Source organism: Intrasporangium zincisolvens (assembly GCF_034724055.1).
GTDB classification, from domain to species: Bacteria; Actinomycetota; Actinomycetes; order Actinomycetales; family Dermatophilaceae; genus Monashia; species Monashia zincisolvens.
Map to the genome: position 1 here is coordinate 192,045 of NZ_JAWIIL010000006.1, position 17,180 is coordinate 209,224.

Sequence of the window (17,180 nt, forward strand, 5' to 3'; positions counted from 1 at the left end):
GGACCGGTGACCGGTCCGCCGCCACGGCGTGCTGGGACGACGCGGGTGCGCCGCTGACGTCAGAGGAAGCGACGTCGCAGGAACACCGCTCCCCCGGCGAGCCCGAACACGGCCGCAGCACCGGCGGCCCGCCCGACGTTCGCGCCGCCCTGGCCGTCGACGCCGGCGATCTCGAACGAGTACGCCGTCGCACCCTCGGCGCCCGCGGGGGCGCCGTAGGCCATGCTCTCGGCCTTGGCCCGGCGGGCCCCGACCTCGATGAGCGCGTACTTCTCGCCGAAGTCGGACGCCGTCTCCTTGCCCTTGCCGACGAGGACCTTGGCACCCTCGTCGCTGAGGCGCTGCGCGCCGTCCTCGAGCTGGGGTGCCTTGGAGGCGGCCTCGGTGAGCCCGTCGGCGATCTGCGAGGCGCCGGACGCGGCGTCGCCGAGCCCGTCGGCGAGCTGGCCCGCGCCGGAGCTCAGCCTGCCGGCACCGTCGTCGAGCTGCCCCGCGCCGGCGCGGACCTTCGCCGTGCCGGTCGCCTGCAGCTCCTTGGCCCCATCGGCCACCTGGGTCGTGCCACCGTGGACGGCGTCCGCACCTGCGGTGAGCGCGTCGACGCCGTCGAGCAGGTCGAGACCACCGAGGCCGATGAGGTCGACGCCGGCCTGCAGGTCGTTGACGCCACCGCGGAGGGTCTTGTCCTCCGCGTGGTCGGTCGGCGTGCCGATGCCGCCCTGGACCTTGGCGACGACCCCGTCGACGAGCTGGCTGACGCCCCCGTCGACGAGCTGCGCGCCCTCGAGGAGCCCGGGCACCATCGGGTCGCAGATGCCGGCGAGAGTCGTGTTGCTCAGGCCGCACTCGACCTTGGCCAGGCCGACGGCCGCGGCCGACAGCTTGCCCTTGAGCGTCGCGAGGCCGCCCGAGACCTGGCCGAGGCCGCCCGAGACCTGGCCGAGGCCGCCCGAGACCTGGCCGAGGCCGCCCGACACCAGGCCGAGGCCGCCCGACACAGTGGTCAGGCCCGTCGAGACCTGTCCCAGCCCGCCCGACACCTGGCCGAGGCCGCCCGATGCGGTCGTCGTCTTGCCGCGCAGGTCGGTCAGCCCGGCCTGCACCTGCGTCAGGATGCCCTTGCAGACGACGCCGCAGTCGGCGCCGCCCGCGGCGAGGGCCACGCCGCCGCTCAGCTGGTCGATGCCACCGCCGGACTTGAGAGCGTCGTCCAGACCGGCCTTCACCTGGTCGACCCCGCCCTTGGACTGGTCGACCCCATCCTTGGACTGGTCGACCCCGCCCTTGGACTGGTCGACCCCGCCCTTGGACTGGTCGACCCCATCCTTGGACTGGTCGACCCCGCCCTTGGACTGGTCGACCCCGCCCTTGAGCTGGTCGACCCCATCCTTGGACTGGTCGACCCCGCCCTTGGACTGGTCGACCCCGCCCTTGAGCTGGTCGAGGCTGTGACCCGCCGCGGTCGCGTCGGCGAGACCGGCGCGCACCTGGTCGACACCGTCGATGAGGGTGCCGGCCTGGCCCTTGCCTCCGAGGCCTGCGCGGAGCTTGGCGATGCCTGCGTGCAGGGGCTTCGCCTGGTCGGGCAGGCCGCCGATGCCGTCGTAGAGCTGGGTGAGTCCGCCGTCGACCTGGTCGAGGCCGTCGGCCACCTGGGCGAGCCCGTCGAGGAGCTCGGGGGCCTTCGAGCCGAGCAGGTGCAGGCCCGCGGCCACCTGACCCGCGCCGTCGTCCACCTGCGTGGCGCCTCCGGACAGCTTCTTCGCGCCGTCGTCGAGCTGCGCGGCTCCGTCGTTCAGCTTCGCGGTGCCGTCCTTGAGCTGCCCTGCGCCGGTGGCGAGCTCGCGCGAGCCCGGCAGCGCCTGGGCGCCGAGGCCGGCGTCGAGCTTCTTCGCACCGTCGCGCAGCTGGACGAGCCCGCCCAGCAGCGTCGCGGCGCCGTCGCGCAGCTTGAGGAGGTTGTCGTCGATCTGCGTCGCGCCGGCCGTCAGCTCGACACCCTTCTGGGCACCGCCCTTGTAGCTGTCGGCACCGCCCTTGAACGACGGGCTGTCGAGCGGGCTCACCGGGAGCGCCTGCACGGAGGCCGTCGGAATGAGGCCGCTCGTGATGTCGGCGGCGTAGCCGAAGGTCGCCTCGGGCTTACCGATGGGACCGAACAGCGTCATCGTGTAGCTGAGCTTCGTGCCGCCGTGCCCGTCGCCGGCCACCGACGCTCCCGGGGAGGACACGTTGGTGAACCCCTCGGGCAGCACGGTGCTCAGCTGGCCGACCATGGGGATGACGACGTCGACGGTCTTGCTCACCTGGGTGCCGGTGCCGTCGTCGAAGGAGACCTCCTGCTGGGACCCGGTGACGTTGCGCACCGTGTAGGTCACCTGGAGGCGACCGCTGCGCCCGGCGACGTCGCCGGGCTCGATCGGCTTGCCGTCGAGGGTGTAGGTGGCGTGCACCTCGAGCGGCAGCTTCTTGGTGAAGTCGCTGACGGTGCGCAGGTGCTGCTCGCCGTCGACGTCGTAACGGCCGGTCATGACGCCGTTCTCGACGTTGAACCCGCCGAAGCCGTCGAGGTTGCGCAGGCCGCGCGTCTCGATCGGGTTGGACAGGTCGACGCTGCCCTTGCCGCGCATGCTGACCTGCTCGTAGACCCGCGCCGTGTCGAGGGCGCCGGTCGGGTCGAGGTAGGCCTGCACCGTCTCGGTGTTCGTGACGGCGACGCCGCCCGAGCCGGTGGCTGCGGCAGCCGCTGGGGCCGCTGCGAGGAAGGCGATGGTCGGGGCCGTGGCGAGGCCCGCGACGAGGGTGGCGATGGTGCGGCGGCTCACGAGGCTGCTCCGGTCACGAGGTCGTCGATGCTGGTCTGGTCGTCGCGGTCCGAGCGACGGTCGGTGCGCTTCGCGTGGCGGGCGGGCGTCGGGTCCTCGTGCTCGGCGGCCACTGCCGCGACAGCGGAGTCCTGCTGCAGCGGAAGAAGGTTCGTGACGAGGAAGCCGAGCGCGACCGCGAGCAGCACGGTCGTGGCCGCCCCCGGGGAGTCGCTGAGGAACTGCGGCGGCGCCGCCGTGTAGGTCTCCTCGTAGGCACCGACGATCGCGGCCGCGCCGAGCAGCCCGCTCCAGAGCGGGAGTCGCCCGCCGGTCACGGCCGCGACGACCGCGACGATCGCGACGACGAGGAACGCGGCGACGGCCCGTCCGGCGGGCGCGTCGGGCAGGAAGGCGGCGCGGAGCGCGAAGCCGAACCAGGCGGCGACGAAGCCGACACCGAAGCCGGCCACCTTGCCCCACCCCGGGCGGTGTCCCACGAGACCCAGCACACCGCCGAGCGCGGCGCCGAGGAGCGCCACGTGCTCGAGGTCGAGCGAGAAGGTCTCGCTCAGTGCGATGACGGCCGCCGCGAGGACGGCGAGACACAGACCTGTGACCAGGCTCTTGACCATGTCCACCTCACAGTAAAAGCACCCGTCTCCGTCGACGGGTGCAAGTTACCGAGGAGTATGCAGGTCCCGGCGTCGACGCGCACCGGCTCGTGACCGATCTGTCACGGCCGTTGCCAGAACGTGACCAAATCGGACGTGACGGACGGGTATGTCGCTCGTTCGCGCGCCTGCCGTCAGTGCGCGGCGTCGTGCCAGGAACGGCCGACCCCGACGTTGACGTCGAGCGGGACGTCCATCGGCGCAGCGTTGCCCATCTCGTCGCGGACGAGCTTCTCGACGTCGTCGCGCTCGCCCGCCGCGATCTCGAGGACGAGCTCGTCGTGGACCTGGAGCAGGATGCGGGACTTGGCGCCGGCCGCGGCGAGCGCGCGGTCGACGCCGATCATCGCGACCTTCATGATGTCGGCGGCGGAGCCCTGGATCGGCGCGTTGAGGGCCATCCGCTCGGCAGCCTCGCGACGCTGACGGTTGTCGGAAGTGAGGTCGGGAAGGTAGCGCCGACGCCCGAGCATCGTTGCGGTGTAACCGGTTCCGCGCGCCTCGGCCACGACGTCACGCAGGTAGGCGCTGACGCCGCCGAACCGCTCGAAGTAGCCGTCCATGAGGCCGCGGGCCTCCTCGGTGCTGATGGTCAGCTGCTTGGACAGCCCGTAGGCGGACAGCCCGTAGGCCAGGCCGTAGGACATCGCCTTGACCTTCGAGCGCATCGCGGCCGTGACGTCGTCGGGCTCGACGCCGAAGACGCGTGAGCCGACGAACTTGTGGAGGTCCTCACCGGTGCGGAACGCCTCGATCAGCCCGGCGTCGCCGGACAGGTGCGCCATGACGCGCATCTCGATCTGCGAGTAGTCCGCGGACATGAGCGCCTCGTAGCCGTCGCCGACGACGAACAGCTCACGGATGCGGCGGCCCTCCTCGGTGCGGATCGGGACGTTCTGCAGGTTGGGCTCGGTCGAGGACAGCCGCCCGGTGGCCGCGATGGTCTGCAGGTAGGTGGTGTGGATGCGGCCGTCGTCGGAGACCGACTTCTGCAGCCCCTCGACGGTGACGCGCAGGCGCGCGGCGTCGCGGTGGCGCAGGAGCGCCTCGAGGAACGGGTGCTCGGTCTTGGTGAAGAGGTCGGCGAGGGCGTCGGCGTCGGTGGTCCAACCGGTCTTGGTCTTCTTCGTCTTCGGCATGTTGAGCTCGCCGAAGAGGACCTCCTGCAGCTGCTTGGGCGAGCCGAGGTTGATGCGGTTGCCGCCGATGGCGTCCCAGGCGTCCTCCTGGGCCTGCGCGACCTTCGCCGCGAAGTCGGTCTCGAGGGCGTCGAGGCCGGGAACGTCGACGGCGATGCCGGTGCGCTCCATCCGGGCGAGCACGTCGATCAGCGGCAGCTCGATGTCGGCGAGCAGCTCGGTGCCGCCGATCGCGGCGACCTGCTCGTCGAGTGACACGGCGAGGTCGCGGACGGCGGTGGCGCGGACCATCTCCTGACCGGCCGCCTTCTCGTCGGCGTCGCCGCCGAAGTCGAGCATGCCCTGGCCGTCGGCGGGCGCGGCGCCGCTCAGCTCGCGCTTGAGGTGGCGCAGCACGAGGTCGTCGAGGTGGTACGTGCGCTGGTCGGGCTTGACGACGTAGGCCGCGAGCTGCGTGTCGCTGCTCAGACCGGCCAGGGTGAAACCGCGCGCGGTCAGCGCCTCGACCGGCCCCTTGGCGTCGTGCATCGCCTTGGGACGCTCGGGATCCTCGAGCCAGGAGGCGAGGGAGGTCTCCCCCTCCTCGGTGAGGGTCGTGAGGTCGACGTACGCGGCCGCGCCGTCAGGTGCGGCGACGGCCAGTCCGGTGGCGTCGCCCGTGCCACGGGCCCACGTGCCGCTGACCGAGAGTCCCGCGCGCTCCCCCGCGGGAAGGTGCGCGGCGACCCAGTCGGCGACCTGCTCGGGGGCGAGCACCTCGCCGTCGACGTCGAAGCCCTCCTCGGCCTCCGGCTCGGCGGCCTCGACCGACGCGAAGAGGCGGTCGCGCAGCACGCGGAACTCGAGGCGGTCGAAGACCTCGTGGACCTCTTCGCGAGCCCACTGGTGGCGCACGAGGTCGGCCACGCCCACCCCGACCGGGGCGTCGCGGACGAGCTGGTTGAGGTGGCGGTTGCGCAGCACCTGGTCGAGGTGCTCACGCAGCGACTCGCCGGCCTTGCCCTTGATCTGGTCGATGCCGGCGACGATGCCGTCGAGGTCACCGAACTGGGTGATCCACTTCGCGGCGGTCTTGGGCCCGACACCGGGCACGCCGGGCAGGTTGTCGGAGGTCTCGCCGACCATGGCGGCGAGGTCGCTGTAGCGGTTCGGCGGGACGCCGTACTTCTCCTGCACCTGCGCCGGGCCCATCCGCCACACCTCGGAGACGCCGCGGACCGGGTAGAGGATCGTGACGTGGTCGGTGACGAGCTGGAACGTGTCGCGGTCGCCGGAGCAGATGAGCACCTCGAGGCCCTCGTCGCCGGCCGCCGTGGCGATCGTGGCGATGATGTCGTCGGCCTCGTAGCCGTCGAGCTCGACGTAGCTGATGCGCAGCGCGTCGAGGACCTCCTTGACGAGCGGCACCTGCCCCTGGAACTCGTCGGGGGTGCGGGCCCGGCCCGCCTTGTACTCGGCGTACTGCTCGGTGCGGAAGGTCTGCCGCGACTTGTCGAAGGCCACGACGACGTGCGTCGGGTCCTCGTCGCGCAGCATGTTGATGAGCATCGAGGTGAACCCGTACACCGCGTTGGTGTGCTGGCCCGTGCTCGTCGAGAAGTTCTCGGCAGGGAGCGCGAAGAACGCACGGTAGGCCAGCGAGTGTCCGTCGAGGAGGAGAAGTCGGCTCACGGGGCAACCCTAGTGGCGAGCGCCGACGGCGTGATCGCGGGCAGGGCTCCGGCGCCGGTGCGACAGCAGGCTCCCGGCCGCCGCACCGGGCGGCATACCATCGCCGGCATGACGGACCCCACCGACGGCACCACCGGCGAGCCCACCCCGCACGAGACGGCCCTCGCGGTGATGCGCGACATGGCGTCCGGCACGCTCCTCGAGAGGATGGGCATCGAGGTGACCGAGGCGACACCGGACCGCCTCGTGGCCACGATGCCGGTGGCCGGCAACACCCAGCCGTACGGGCTGCTCCACGGCGGCGCGAGCGTCGTGCTCGCCGAGACCCTCGGGTCGGTCGGCGCGCAGCTGCACGCCGGACCCGGCCGGGTCGCGGTCGGCCTCGACATCAACGCCACCCACCACCGGGCCGCGCGCTCCGGCGTCGTCACCGGAACCGCGACGGTGCTGAGCGCCGGACGGACCCTCGTCAGCTACGAGGTCGTCGTCGAGGACGAGGACGGGCGCCGCCTGTGCACCTCGCGGATCACCTGCCTGCTGCGCGACGCCGCGCCCGGGTCCTGACCTGACGCGCGGTCCGCTGACCGCCGGGCGCGAGCGCCTGGGGGCGGGGTCGACGCGTCAGCCGGCGACCTGCGGACCGGGGTGACGCGGGTGCCGGGTGGCGCCGAGGACGCGCGGCTCGCGCGTCTCCCGGGGCTCGCGGCGCAGGTCGCGGCGGCGTCGGAGCACCTGCTCGAGACCGACGCGCTGCGAGCGCGGGGCCGGCTCGCCGGCGAGCTTGCGCTGCACGGTGGCCGAGGTCGCGACACGGCGGACCGTCTCGGCGGCGAAGCCGAGGCGGGCGAAGAAGCGGTTGGCGTCGCGGTCGCCGGCCGGCACCGTGCTCGCGAGGTGCTCGGCGCCCTGGCGGTCGGCGTAGCGCGAGGCGGCCGTCAGCAACGAGCGGGCCACGCCCTGACGTCGGTGCTCGGGCAGGACGAAGAGCATGTCGATGGACACGCACGGCGAGTCGACGAGCAGGCTGCGCGTGGAGTCGGCGAGCACGACGTAGCCCGAGGGTTGGTCGCCGGAGAAGGCGACGAAGGCGCAGATGTCCTCGCGCTGCAGGGCGTGCCGCAGGGTGCCGTCGAGCGCCAGGCGCTGGGCCGCCTCGGGCGTCGTGCCGCCCTCGATCCGGTGCGCGATCCACAGCTCGATGAACATCGAGTGCAGGGTCTCGTCGACCCGCCGCACGGACACACCCGCTCGCCCCATCGTCCCTCCAGTCGAAACCCCGGTCTCCCCCGAGGCCACCCGGCAGACACTACGACCAACCACGGACCGGCGGAAGGGGAACCCCGGATCGAACCTCGCATTTCGGTCAGCCGACGCCGCCCCGGGCATAGAGCCGACCGGCGCCCGACGCGTCCGTCGTCACGACGTAGAGCGTCCCGGCCGACGCGGCGGACGCGGACGGCTGCCCCGGCGGGGACGGCTCGCGCGACCACGCGTCACCGAGCAGCACGAGCAGCGCACCGGGAGCCACGACGACCTCGGCGTCGCCGACGGCGACCGGCGCCGGGAGCTGGACGTGGTCCCCGACCGCCACCTCCGGGGCCTGCAGGCGGGTCGGCGTCCCGTCCGCGACGCGCCACACGGCGAGCCGGCCCTCGTCCTGACCGACGACGAGACACTGCCCGGCCGCGCACCGGGCCGCGTGCGCCTCGGCGAGCGGCGACGTGGCGGGCAGCCGGACGAGCGTCCACGGGCCACCGGCCGACGGCGAGGTCCAGACCGCCGGCGTGGACCGCACCGAGCCACCGGCCAGGTCGGTGACCGAACCGGCGAGCACGGCCCCCGAACCCGAGCCCGACAGCGTCCGGGCCCCGTTGAGGGCGACCGCCGTGCTGCCGAGCGACGTGCCGGTCGAGCTCTGCCGACTCCAGCGCGATCCCGCGAGCCGCCACAGGGAGACGTCGTTCCCTGCGCGGTCGCTCTGCCATCCGCCCGACACGAGCGGCACGCCCGCCACGAACGCCGCACCGCTGAGGTCGCCGGCACCCCAGCCGCCGAACACCTCGAAGGGCTGCGGCTGCTCGGCGACGGCCCGGGTCGTGCCGGACCAGACGGTCCACCGGACGTTCGAGTGCGCCCCGCCGCGCGCGCCGCCCACGGCGAGGACGCGGTCGCCGTCGACGGCGACCGAGAGCCAGCGCGCCTCGAACGCGTAGGGCGACACGGGGGTGAGCCGGACCGGTCGTGCCCCCGCGGTACTCGCTCCGGTGAGGACCCACAGCCGCGGGTTCGGTCGGGTCGCGGCATAGCTGCCGACGAGCAGCGCACGGTCGGTCGCCGCCAGCGTGACGGGCTCCGACGCGTCCGGCAGCGCGACCTGCGCCCACCCGGCCGGGAGCCCGGACGGTGACGTGGACGGAGGCGTGGACGGAGGCGTGGACGGGGGCGCGCCCTGGCAGGCGCCGAGCAGTGCGAGCAGCGGCAGGAGCAGGCAGAGCAGCAGCCGGGTGGCGGCCTCGAGCCGGGAGCGGGGGCGGCCTCGACGGGCACCGTTGCCCGGTCGTGGCCGCCCCCGGTCCACGTGGTCAGTCCTCGCCGAGATACGCCTTGCGGACCTCGTCGCTGGCCATGAGCTCGCGCCCCGTGCCCTTGAGCACGATCCGCCCGACCTCGAGGACGTACCCCTGGTCGGCCCGCTGCAGGGCAGCCTGGGCGTTCTGCTCGACGAGCAGGATCGTCGTGCCCTGCGACTGGAGGGTCGTCACCGTCGACATGATGCGCTTCATCATGATCGGCGACAGGCCCATGGACGGCTCGTCGAGCATGAGCAGCTTGGGGCGGCTCATCATGGCCCGACCCATGGCCAGCATCTGCTGCTCGCCGCCGGAGAACGTGCCGGCCGGCTGCTGGCTGCGCTCCCCGAGGATCGGGAACAGCTCGTAGGCCGCCTTGAGGTCCTTCGGGATGTCGTTGTCGCGCCGCGAGTACGCGCCGAGCAGGAGGTTCTGCTCGACGGTGAGCCGCGGGAAGATCCGACGCCCCTCGGGCGAGTGCGCGATGCCGAGGTCGACGATGGTGTGCGCCGCCGCCGCGTCGATCCGCTTGCCCATGAAGGTGATCGACCCGGAGGCCGGCTTCATGAGCCCCGAGATGGTTCGCAGCGTCGTCGTCTTGCCGGCGCCGTTGGTGCCGATGAGGGAGACCACCTGGCCCTCGTCGATGGAGAAGCTGATCCCCTTGACGGCCTTGATCTTGCCGTAGGACACGACGAGGTCCTTGACCTCGAGCATGGCGGTCACTCGGTTGCTCCTTCGTGGTTGTCGGCGCTCTCGGCGCTCTCGCCGACGGCCGTGCCGCCCTCGTCCTCGTCGTCCTCGGCGCCGCCGATGTAGGCCTCGATGACGCGTGGGTCCGACTGCACCTCGTCGGGGGTCCCCTCGACGAGCACCTCTCCACGCACCAGACACAGCACGCGGTCGCAGAGGTTGAAGATGAACCGCATGTCGTGCTCGATGACGACCACGGCCATGCCGCTGTCGCGGATCTTGAAGATGAGGTCGCTGGCCTGCTGGGTCTCGCGCGGGTTCATGCCGGCCGTCGGCTCGTCGAGCAGGACGAGCTTCGGGTCGGTGGCGAGGGCACGGGCGATCTCGAGCCGCCGCTGGTCGCCGTAGGGCATGTTGCGGGCGAGGTTCTCGGCCGACTTGCCCAGACCCACGAAGTCGAGCAGCTCCTGGGCACGGGCCCGGGTCTCCTCCTCCTCGCGTCGGAACTTCGGCCCGCGGATGATCGACGTGAAGGCCATCGCCCCGGTGCGGCAGTAGCGCCCGACCATGACGTTCTCGAGGGCCGTCATGTTGCCGAAGAGCCGGATGTTCTGGAACGTGCGGGCCATCCCGGCCACCACGACGGCGCGCGGCTTGGGCGGGATCTGGGTGCCGAGCAGGTCGACGCGTCCCTCGGTCGGCTTGTAGAGGCCGGTGAGGCAGTTGAAGAACGTCGTCTTGCCGGCGCCGTTGGGGCCGATGAGACCGACGATCTCGCCCTCGTGGACCGACATCGACACGTCGTTGACGGCGGTGAGCCCTCCGAAACGCATCGTGACCCCGGTGGCCTGCAGGACGGGCGTGCCCGCGGCTGACGCCGCGGCCCGCTCGGACTGGTCGACGGCGGTCATGCCTTGGCCTCCTGCTCCTCGACGATGTGGACTTCCTCGATGCGCTCGGCCAGCTCTTCGTCGTCCGCGTGGAACTCGAGCTTGCGCCGCTCGCTCGCGACCAGTCCCTCGGGACGGAACCGCATCATGAGCACGAGCAGCAGGCCGAAGAGGAGCAGCCGGTAGTCGGCGACGAAGCGCAGCTTCTCCGGGAGGAGCTTGAGGATCGCCGCTCCCACGAACACGCCGGCGACGGTGCCCATGCCACCGAGGACGACGGCGGCGAGCAGGAACGCGGACTCCAGGAACACGTACTGGTCCGGGGAGACCGACACGTCGAGGTGCGCCTTGATCGTGCCGGCCATGCCGGCGAGGAACGCGCCGCCGGCGAAGGCGAACAGCTTGAGGCCGAAGACGTTGACGCCCATGGCCTCGGCCGCCTTCTCGTCCTCGCGGATCGCGACCCAGCCCCGGCCGATACGGCTGTTGTTGAGGCGCGTGAAGATCGTGATGACGATGACCGCCACGATGAGGAGCAGGAAGTAGTAGTTGGCGAACCGGCCCAGCGGGATGCCGGCCACGACGTGCGTCTCGCCGAAGTCGAACCCGAAGAAGTTCAGCTCCGGGATGGCCGGGATGCCGTTCGGGCCGTTCGTGAGGTTGGGCCCGTTCTCGCCGTCGAGGTTGTTCATCGTGATGCGGAAGATCTCACCGAAGGCGAGGGTCACGATGGCGAGGTAGTCGCCCGAGACGCGCAGCGTCGGCGAACCGATGATGAGGCCGAGCGTGGCCGACGTGCAGGCGCCGACCGCCATGACGACGAGGAACGGCGGCTTCCATCCGACGGTCGCGAAGGCCGAGGTGGACAGCATGGCGGCGACGTAGGCGCCGGCGCCGAGGAAGGCGATGTACCCGAGGTCGAGCAGGCCGGCCAGGCCGACGACGATGTTCAGGCCGAGGGCGGTGACCGCGAAGATGATGACCTGCGTCGCGATCGACATGTTGGCGTCGGACCCGTTCTGTGTGAACGGGAAGAGGAACGCCACGACGAACGCGCCGAGGCTGAACACCCGCCGGTTCCGCGCCGCGATGTGCCCGAGCCACTCGAACCCGCGCGACTTGGCGAGCGCGAACGCGAGGCTTCCGGTGAAGACGACCATGAGGCTGAACGTCTCGCCGTCGGGGATGCCGAGCAGGTAGGCGGCCCCGAAGAGGACGATCGCGAGCAGGCCGACGACGACGAGGATCTCGACCCACGACGGCAGCACGAACCGCAGCAGGTCGCCCTCCGGGGCGGTCTGCACCTCGCGCGAGCCGACGAGCATGGCCAGCGACCCGACGAGGGCGAGCCAGCCGCCCGGGTTGATGTTGATGAGACCGCCGGACTGGTAGGCGATGAGCACCAGCGCGATGACGACGTAGATCGCCGCGCCGATGGACAGCGCCCGGACGGCGGCCCCCGTGTCGAACCACTCCGCGACCCGGCGCAGCGGGCCGCGGACGGTCAGCAGGCCGAGCACGACGAGGAGGCCGCTGATGATCATCGCGATCTGGACGGCGTTGGGGTAGAAGCTGACCGAGAGGTCACCGAGCACATCGCTGGTGTAGCTCCAGGACAGGAACGTCGAGACGATGAGCAGGACCGCACCGACGAGGGTGACGGCCCAGGCCGCGCTCGGCGAGAGCGGGACGCGCAGACGTCCGGTGGGCTCGGGCACGGTGGCCTCGGGGCTGGTGACGGTGCTCATGCGCGGTCCACCACCCGGGCGCCGAGGAGGCCCTGCGGCCGGAAGACGAGGACGACGATGAGCAGGACGAACGCCCACACGTCCTTCCACGCCGGTCCGCCGAACTGGCCGGGGATGTACTGCGTCGCGAAGGACTCGACGAGCCCGAGGACCAGGCCGCCGAGGATGGCACCGGGGATGTTGCCGATGCCGCCGAGGACCGCGGCCGTGAAGGCCTTGAGACCGGCGAGGAAGCCCATCCGGAAGTCGATGTTCGAGTTGAGCAGGCCCTGCGCGATGCCGGCCACCGCGGCGAGCACGGCACCGAGGGCGAACGCGATGACGATGATCCGGTCGACGTTGATGCCCATGAGGCGCGCGGTGTCGGGGTCCTGCGAGACCGCCTGCATGCCGCGCCCGGACTTCGTGCGGTAGACGAAGAACCACAGGAGGGTGCCGCACACGACGAGCGAGGCCAAGGTGAAGATCGCGGCCCGCGGGAAGACGAGGCCACCGACCTGCAGCGCGGGCCCGGTGACGACGTCGATCTGCGGGTACGGGATCTTGCTCTTGGCCCCGGGGTAGAAGAGGCGGACGGCCTCCTGGAGGAAGACCGACACACCGATCGCGGTGATGAGCGGTGCCAGGCGTGGTGCCCCGCGCAGGGGCCGGTAGGCCACGCGCTCCATGGCCACGGCCACGGACACCGACGCGATGACGGCGCCGATGACCATGAACGGCAGCACCCAGAGGGCGGTGGTGCCGGAGAAGAAGATCTGCCACACGGCGAGAGAGCCGAAGGCACCGATCATGAACACCTCGCCGTGGGCGAAGTTGATCAGCTGGACGATGCCGTACACGACGGTGTAGCCGACGGCGATCAGCGCGTAGAGCGAGCCGATCACCAGTCCGTTGATGAGGGTCTGCAGGAACTCGTTCATGAGGTCAACATGTTCGTCGAGGGCCACCTGTCTGGGGGCCGCGCCGGGGCGCGGAAGGGCGGGAGGGGCGAAGCAGGCTGGGTCGTGACGCCGTGGCCGGGTCGTCGGGAGCCGGCGCCGGGGTACGGGCACGGCCCGGGTCGGAGCTGTCCTCCGGCCCGGGCCGTGTCATCGTCGTCAGCTGGCGGCGATCGTCTCGGTCTTGACCGAGACCCACTTGCCGCCGTCGACCTTGTAGCCGGTGATGACGCGGGCGAGCGTGTCGCCGAAGTCGTCGAACTTCACCTGGCCGGTGACGCCCTGGAAGTCGACGCCCTTCATCGCCGCCACCGTGGCCTCACGCGCGCTCTTGGCGTCCGAAGCGCTCGCGAGCGAGGTCTTGAGCGCCGCGATGATCGCGTTGGCCGCGTCGTAGGAGTAGCCGCCGTAGGCCGCCGACGGGTCGGCGTACTTCGCAGCCTCGTAGTCGGCGAGGAACTTCTTACCGGCCTCCGTCGAGTCGGTCGGGGCGCCGACCGAGGTGGCGAGGTCACCGTTGGAGCTCGAGCCCGCCAGGTCGATGTACTTCGGGTCGAAGATGCCGTCGCCGCCCATGAGCGGGACCGTGAGGCCGCTGTCCTTCATCTGCTTGGAGAGCGGGCCGGCCTGCGGGTACTCGCCGCCGTAGTACACGGCGCCGGGCTTGCTCGGCGCGACCTTGGAGATGACGGGGGCGTAGTTGCTCTCGTCGGGGTTGATCGTCTCGGCCGCGACGACGGTGCCGCCGCCCTTGGTGTAGGCCTCGGTGAAGTACTTGACCAGACCCTGGCCGTACGTCTTCTTGTCGTTGATCGTGGCGGCCGTCTTGATGCCCTGGTCGAGGAGGAACTTGGCCGCGAACGCGCCCTGCGTGATGTCGGTGGTGCAGGTGCGGAAGTACGTCTTGTACGTGCGCGTGTTGAGGTCGGCACCGCGCGTCAGAGTCGGGTTCGTGTTGGCCGGCGACACCTGGACGATGTTGGCCGCCGAGAACACCGGCTGGGTCTGCTGGGAGACGCTCGAGTTGAGGTTGCCGACGACGCCGACGACCTGGTCGTCGGAGGCGAGCTTCGTCGCGCCGTTCTTGCCCACGTCGGGCTTGGCCTCGTCGTCGACCGGCTCCACCTGGAGCGTCCAGCCCGGGATCGTGTTGTTCGCGTTGGCCTGCTTGACCGCGAGGTCGACCGAGTTCTGGATGCCCTTGCCCAGCGCCGAGAGGTCGCCGGAGAGGGGCGCGATGACGCCGATCTTCGCGATCTTCTTGGATCCGCCGGATGCGTTGCCGTTGGTGCTGCCGCTGTCGCCGCGGGTGCCACAGGCACTCAGGGCCAGCGCTGCAGCCAGGACCGGCACAGCGAATTTCATGTGGGAACGCACAGGTGTCCTCCTGATGTCACATCCCCTCGTGCGAGGGCTGACTCGGAGACTAGGCCCAGTGCCCCCGACTGGTCACCAAATCCGGACGATCGGTGACCGTGTCGTGACCTGTCGTGACCTGTCGGGACGCTGCCCGCCGGACGATCTCCGGCGGGCCCGGCGTCACGACGACGGGAAGCCGTTGATGACGGCCTCGGCGACCTCTTTCATCCCGAGACGGCGGTCCATCGCGGTCTTCTGGATCCAGCGGAACGCGTCGGACTCGGACAGCTTGAGCTGGGCCATGAGGACGCCCTTGGCGCGGTCGACGAGCTTGCGGGTCTCGAGTCGCTCGCCCAGGTCGGCGATCTCGGCCTCGAGGGCCTTGAGCTCCTGCCAGCGCGAGGTCGCGATGTCGATGGCGGGGCGCAGGTCGTCGGCCGTGAACGGCTTGACGATGTAGGCCATGACGCCGGCGTCGCGGGCGCGCTCGACGAGCTCGGTCTGGGAGAAGGCGGTCAGCATGATGACCGGGCAGGCCTTGGTCTCGTGCAGCTGCTCGGCGGCCGAGAGGCCGTCGAGGACGGGCATCTTGACGTCCATGATGACGAGGTCGGGCGACAGCTCCTTGGCCAGCTCGACGGCCTGCTGGCCGTTGTTGGCCTGGCCGACGACCTCGTAGCCCTGCTCCCCCAGCATCTCGACGAGGTCGAGCCGGATGAGGGCCTCGTCCTCGGCGACGAGGATGCGGGTGGCGCCGGGCACGGTGCCCTGGGCGGGCGCTTCCTCGACCGGCGCGGCCGCCTTCGTGGGGCGGGGCTTGGGCGTCGCACCCTCGGTGGTGTCTGCGGTGGTGTCTGGGGTGGTGCTCTCGTCGGTGCTCTGCTCGCTGGTCACGCGTCACAGCGTAGCCGGGGGCACGTTTCGGGCGCGTTTCGGGCCGGTGACGCTGCGCGCGCCGCGCACCCGCGGGCGACAGCGGCGTGCCGAGGGTGCTGCGCCGTTCGGTGCCGAGGGCGGGACTCGAACCCGCACGACCTTGCGGCCAGAGCATTTTGAGTGCCCCGTGTCTGCCATTCCACCACCCCGGCCGGAGTGCCGGGCCAGCATACCGATGCCTGTCCGAACCGGCGGAGGGCCGGTGCCCGCGGTGGCGGACACCGGCCCTCCGTGCGGGCAGGTGCGACGGGAGGACGGGTCAGCCCGTGACCTCCTCCGGGCGGTAGGCGGGCGCCCGGCGGTGGACGGCGTCGCCGACGCGGTGCACGCGCAGCGCGTTCGTCGAGCCCGGGATGCCGGGGGGCGAGCCGGCGACGATGAGGACGCGGTCGCCCTCGGTGACCCGGTGCTCCGGGATGAGCGTGAGGTCGACCTGCATCGCGAACTGGTCGGTGTGGTGCATGCGTGGCACGAGGTAGGTCTCGATGCCCCAGGTCAGGGCGAGCTGGGAGCGGACGCGGGGCTCGGACGTGAAGGCGAGCATCGGCAGCCGCGGGCGCAGGCGCGCCATCCGCGTGGCCGAGCCACCGGTCTCGGTGAAGGTGATGAGGAACTTCGCCCCGACCACGTCGCCGATCTCGACCGCCGCCTTGCTCACCGCGCCGCCGACCGTCTTCGGGTTGGTCTTCATCCGGGCGATCTTGTCGTAGCCGCGCTCCTCGGTGGTCTCGATGATGCGGGCCATGGTGCGCACCGCGTCGATCGGCCACGCCCCGACGGACGTCTCGCCCGAGAGCATGAGGGCGTCGGCGCCGTCGAGGACGGCGTTGGCGGCGTCTGAGGCCTCGGCGCGCGTCGGGCGCGGGTTCTCGATCATCGACTCGAGCACCTGCGTCGCGACGATGACCGGCTTGGCCTCGCGGCGGGCCAGCTCGATGGCCTGCTTCTGGACGAGCGGGACGTCCTCCAGGGGCATCTCGACGCCGAGGTCGCCGCGGGCGACCATGATCCCGTCGAACGCGGAGACGATGGCCTCGAGGTTCTCGACGGCCTGCGGCTTCTCGATCTTGGCGATGACCGGCAGGCGGTAGCCGAACTCGTCCATGATCTCGTGGACGTCGGCCAGGTCGTCGGGCGAGCGGACGAACGACAGCGCGATGAGGTCGACGCCCAGGCGCATCGCGAAACGGAGGTCCTCGCGGTCCTTCTCCGACAGGGCCGGGACGCTCACGGCGACGCCCGGCAGGTTGATGCCCTTGTTGTTGCTGACCTCGCCGGGCACGACGGTCTCGGTGAGGACGTCGGTGGCGGTGACCTCGACGGCCTTGAGCATGACCTTGCCGTCGTCGATGAGCAGCAGGTCGCCGGGCTTCACGTCGCCGGGCAGGCCCTTGTACGTCGTGCCGACGATCGAGTCGTCGCCCTCGACGTCGCGCGTGGTGATGGTGAACTGCTGGCCGACGCTGAGGGAGACGGGTCCGCTCGCGAACCGGCCGGTGCGGATCTTGGGGCCCTGGAGGTCGACGAGGATGCCCACGGCGCGGCCGGACTCGTCGCTGGCGGCGCGGACGTCGCGGTACACCTGCTCGTGCACGGAGTGGTCACCGTGGGAGAGGTTGAGGCGGGCCACGTCCATGCCGGCGTCGACGAGGGCGCGCAGCTGGTGAGGGGAGGAGGTCTTGGGTCCGATCGTGCAGACGATCTTGGCGCGGCGCATGGTTCTCACCTTATGGGGCTTGTGACCTGAGTCACCAAGGG

The 17,180-nt window shown here is 71.4% G+C and carries 13 protein-coding genes and 1 tRNA gene; 1 reads left to right on the forward strand and 13 read right to left on the reverse strand.

All coding sequences use genetic code 11. From position 1 onward, the window contains the following. Positions 1-59 precede the first annotated feature (59 nt). The 3 genes from RY076_RS16880 to polA all read right to left on the reverse strand — a co-directional run bounded on the left by RY076_RS16880 (position 60) and on the right by polA (position 6,288). On the reverse strand, positions 60-2,825 hold the full coding sequence (locus RY076_RS16880; RefSeq protein WP_323100137.1) for a hypothetical protein: 2,766 nt from the start codon (positions 2,823-2,825) through the stop codon (positions 60-62). Next, on the reverse strand, positions 2,822-3,439 hold the full coding sequence (locus RY076_RS16885) for a hypothetical protein (protein ID WP_323100138.1): 618 nt from the start codon (positions 3,437-3,439) through the stop codon (positions 2,822-2,824). Before RY076_RS16885 ends, RY076_RS16880 begins: the two co-directional genes overlap by 4 nt. A gap of 173 nt (positions 3,440-3,612) precedes the next feature. Continuing rightward, a complete protein-coding gene (gene polA / locus RY076_RS16890; protein ID WP_323100140.1) occupies positions 3,613-6,288 on the reverse strand; it encodes a DNA polymerase I in 2,676 nt (891 codons plus the stop codon). Positions 6,289-6,459: 171 nt separating this feature from the next. Here polA and RY076_RS16895 point away from each other — a divergent pair, with 171 nt between their 5' ends. Continuing rightward, positions 6,460-6,852, forward strand: a complete 393-nt coding sequence (locus RY076_RS16895; protein WP_323100201.1) for a PaaI family thioesterase — start codon at positions 6,460-6,462, stop codon at positions 6,850-6,852. Between the two features lie 57 nt (positions 6,853-6,909). Here RY076_RS16895 and RY076_RS16900 read toward each other — a convergent pair whose 3' ends face one another. From RY076_RS16900 to pyk, 10 genes are all read right to left on the reverse strand, one after another. Further along, positions 6,910-7,524, reverse strand: coding sequence for a GNAT family N-acetyltransferase (locus RY076_RS16900; RefSeq protein WP_323100142.1), 615 nt, complete (start codon positions 7,522-7,524; stop codon positions 6,910-6,912). Positions 7,525-7,651: 127 nt separating this feature from the next. Further along, positions 7,652-8,866: a hypothetical protein gene (locus RY076_RS16905; RefSeq protein WP_323100144.1), complete on the reverse strand. Its 1,215-nt coding sequence runs from the start codon at positions 8,864-8,866 to the stop codon at positions 7,652-7,654. A gap of 4 nt (positions 8,867-8,870) precedes the next feature. Further along, positions 8,871-9,575 carry an ABC transporter ATP-binding protein gene (locus RY076_RS16910; protein ID WP_461782310.1) on the reverse strand — a complete coding sequence of 235 codons (705 nt, stop codon included), beginning with the start codon at positions 9,573-9,575 and terminating at the stop codon, positions 8,871-8,873. Between the two features lie 5 nt (positions 9,576-9,580). Next, positions 9,581-10,462: an ABC transporter ATP-binding protein gene (locus RY076_RS16915; RefSeq protein ID WP_323100147.1), complete on the reverse strand. Its 882-nt coding sequence runs from the start codon at positions 10,460-10,462 to the stop codon at positions 9,581-9,583. Then, entirely contained in the window at positions 10,459-12,189 is a 1,731-nt protein-coding gene (locus tag RY076_RS16920) for a branched-chain amino acid ABC transporter permease (protein ID WP_323100149.1), read from the reverse strand. The genes RY076_RS16915 and RY076_RS16920 overlap by 4 nt, the downstream gene beginning before the upstream one ends. After that, positions 12,186-13,109 carry a branched-chain amino acid ABC transporter permease gene (locus RY076_RS16925; protein WP_323100151.1) on the reverse strand — a complete coding sequence of 308 codons (924 nt, stop codon included), beginning with the start codon at positions 13,107-13,109 and terminating at the stop codon, positions 12,186-12,188. Before RY076_RS16925 ends, RY076_RS16920 begins: the two co-directional genes overlap by 4 nt. Positions 13,110-13,286: 177 nt before the next feature. After that, positions 13,287-14,492, reverse strand: coding sequence for a branched-chain amino acid ABC transporter substrate-binding protein (locus RY076_RS16930; RefSeq protein WP_323100152.1), 1,206 nt, complete (start codon positions 14,490-14,492; stop codon positions 13,287-13,289). Positions 14,493-14,666: 174 nt separating this feature from the next. Further along, on the reverse strand, positions 14,667-15,248 hold the full coding sequence (locus RY076_RS16935; protein WP_323100202.1) for an ANTAR domain-containing response regulator: 582 nt from the start codon (positions 15,246-15,248) through the stop codon (positions 14,667-14,669). A 243-nt stretch (positions 15,249-15,491) separates the two neighbouring features. Next, positions 15,492-15,574, reverse strand: a tRNA-Leu gene (locus RY076_RS16940). Between the two features lie 107 nt (positions 15,575-15,681). Then, positions 15,682-17,139, reverse strand: a complete 1,458-nt coding sequence (gene pyk, locus RY076_RS16945; RefSeq protein WP_323100153.1) for a pyruvate kinase — start codon at positions 17,137-17,139, stop codon at positions 15,682-15,684. Between the last annotated feature and the right edge of the window lie 41 nt (positions 17,140-17,180).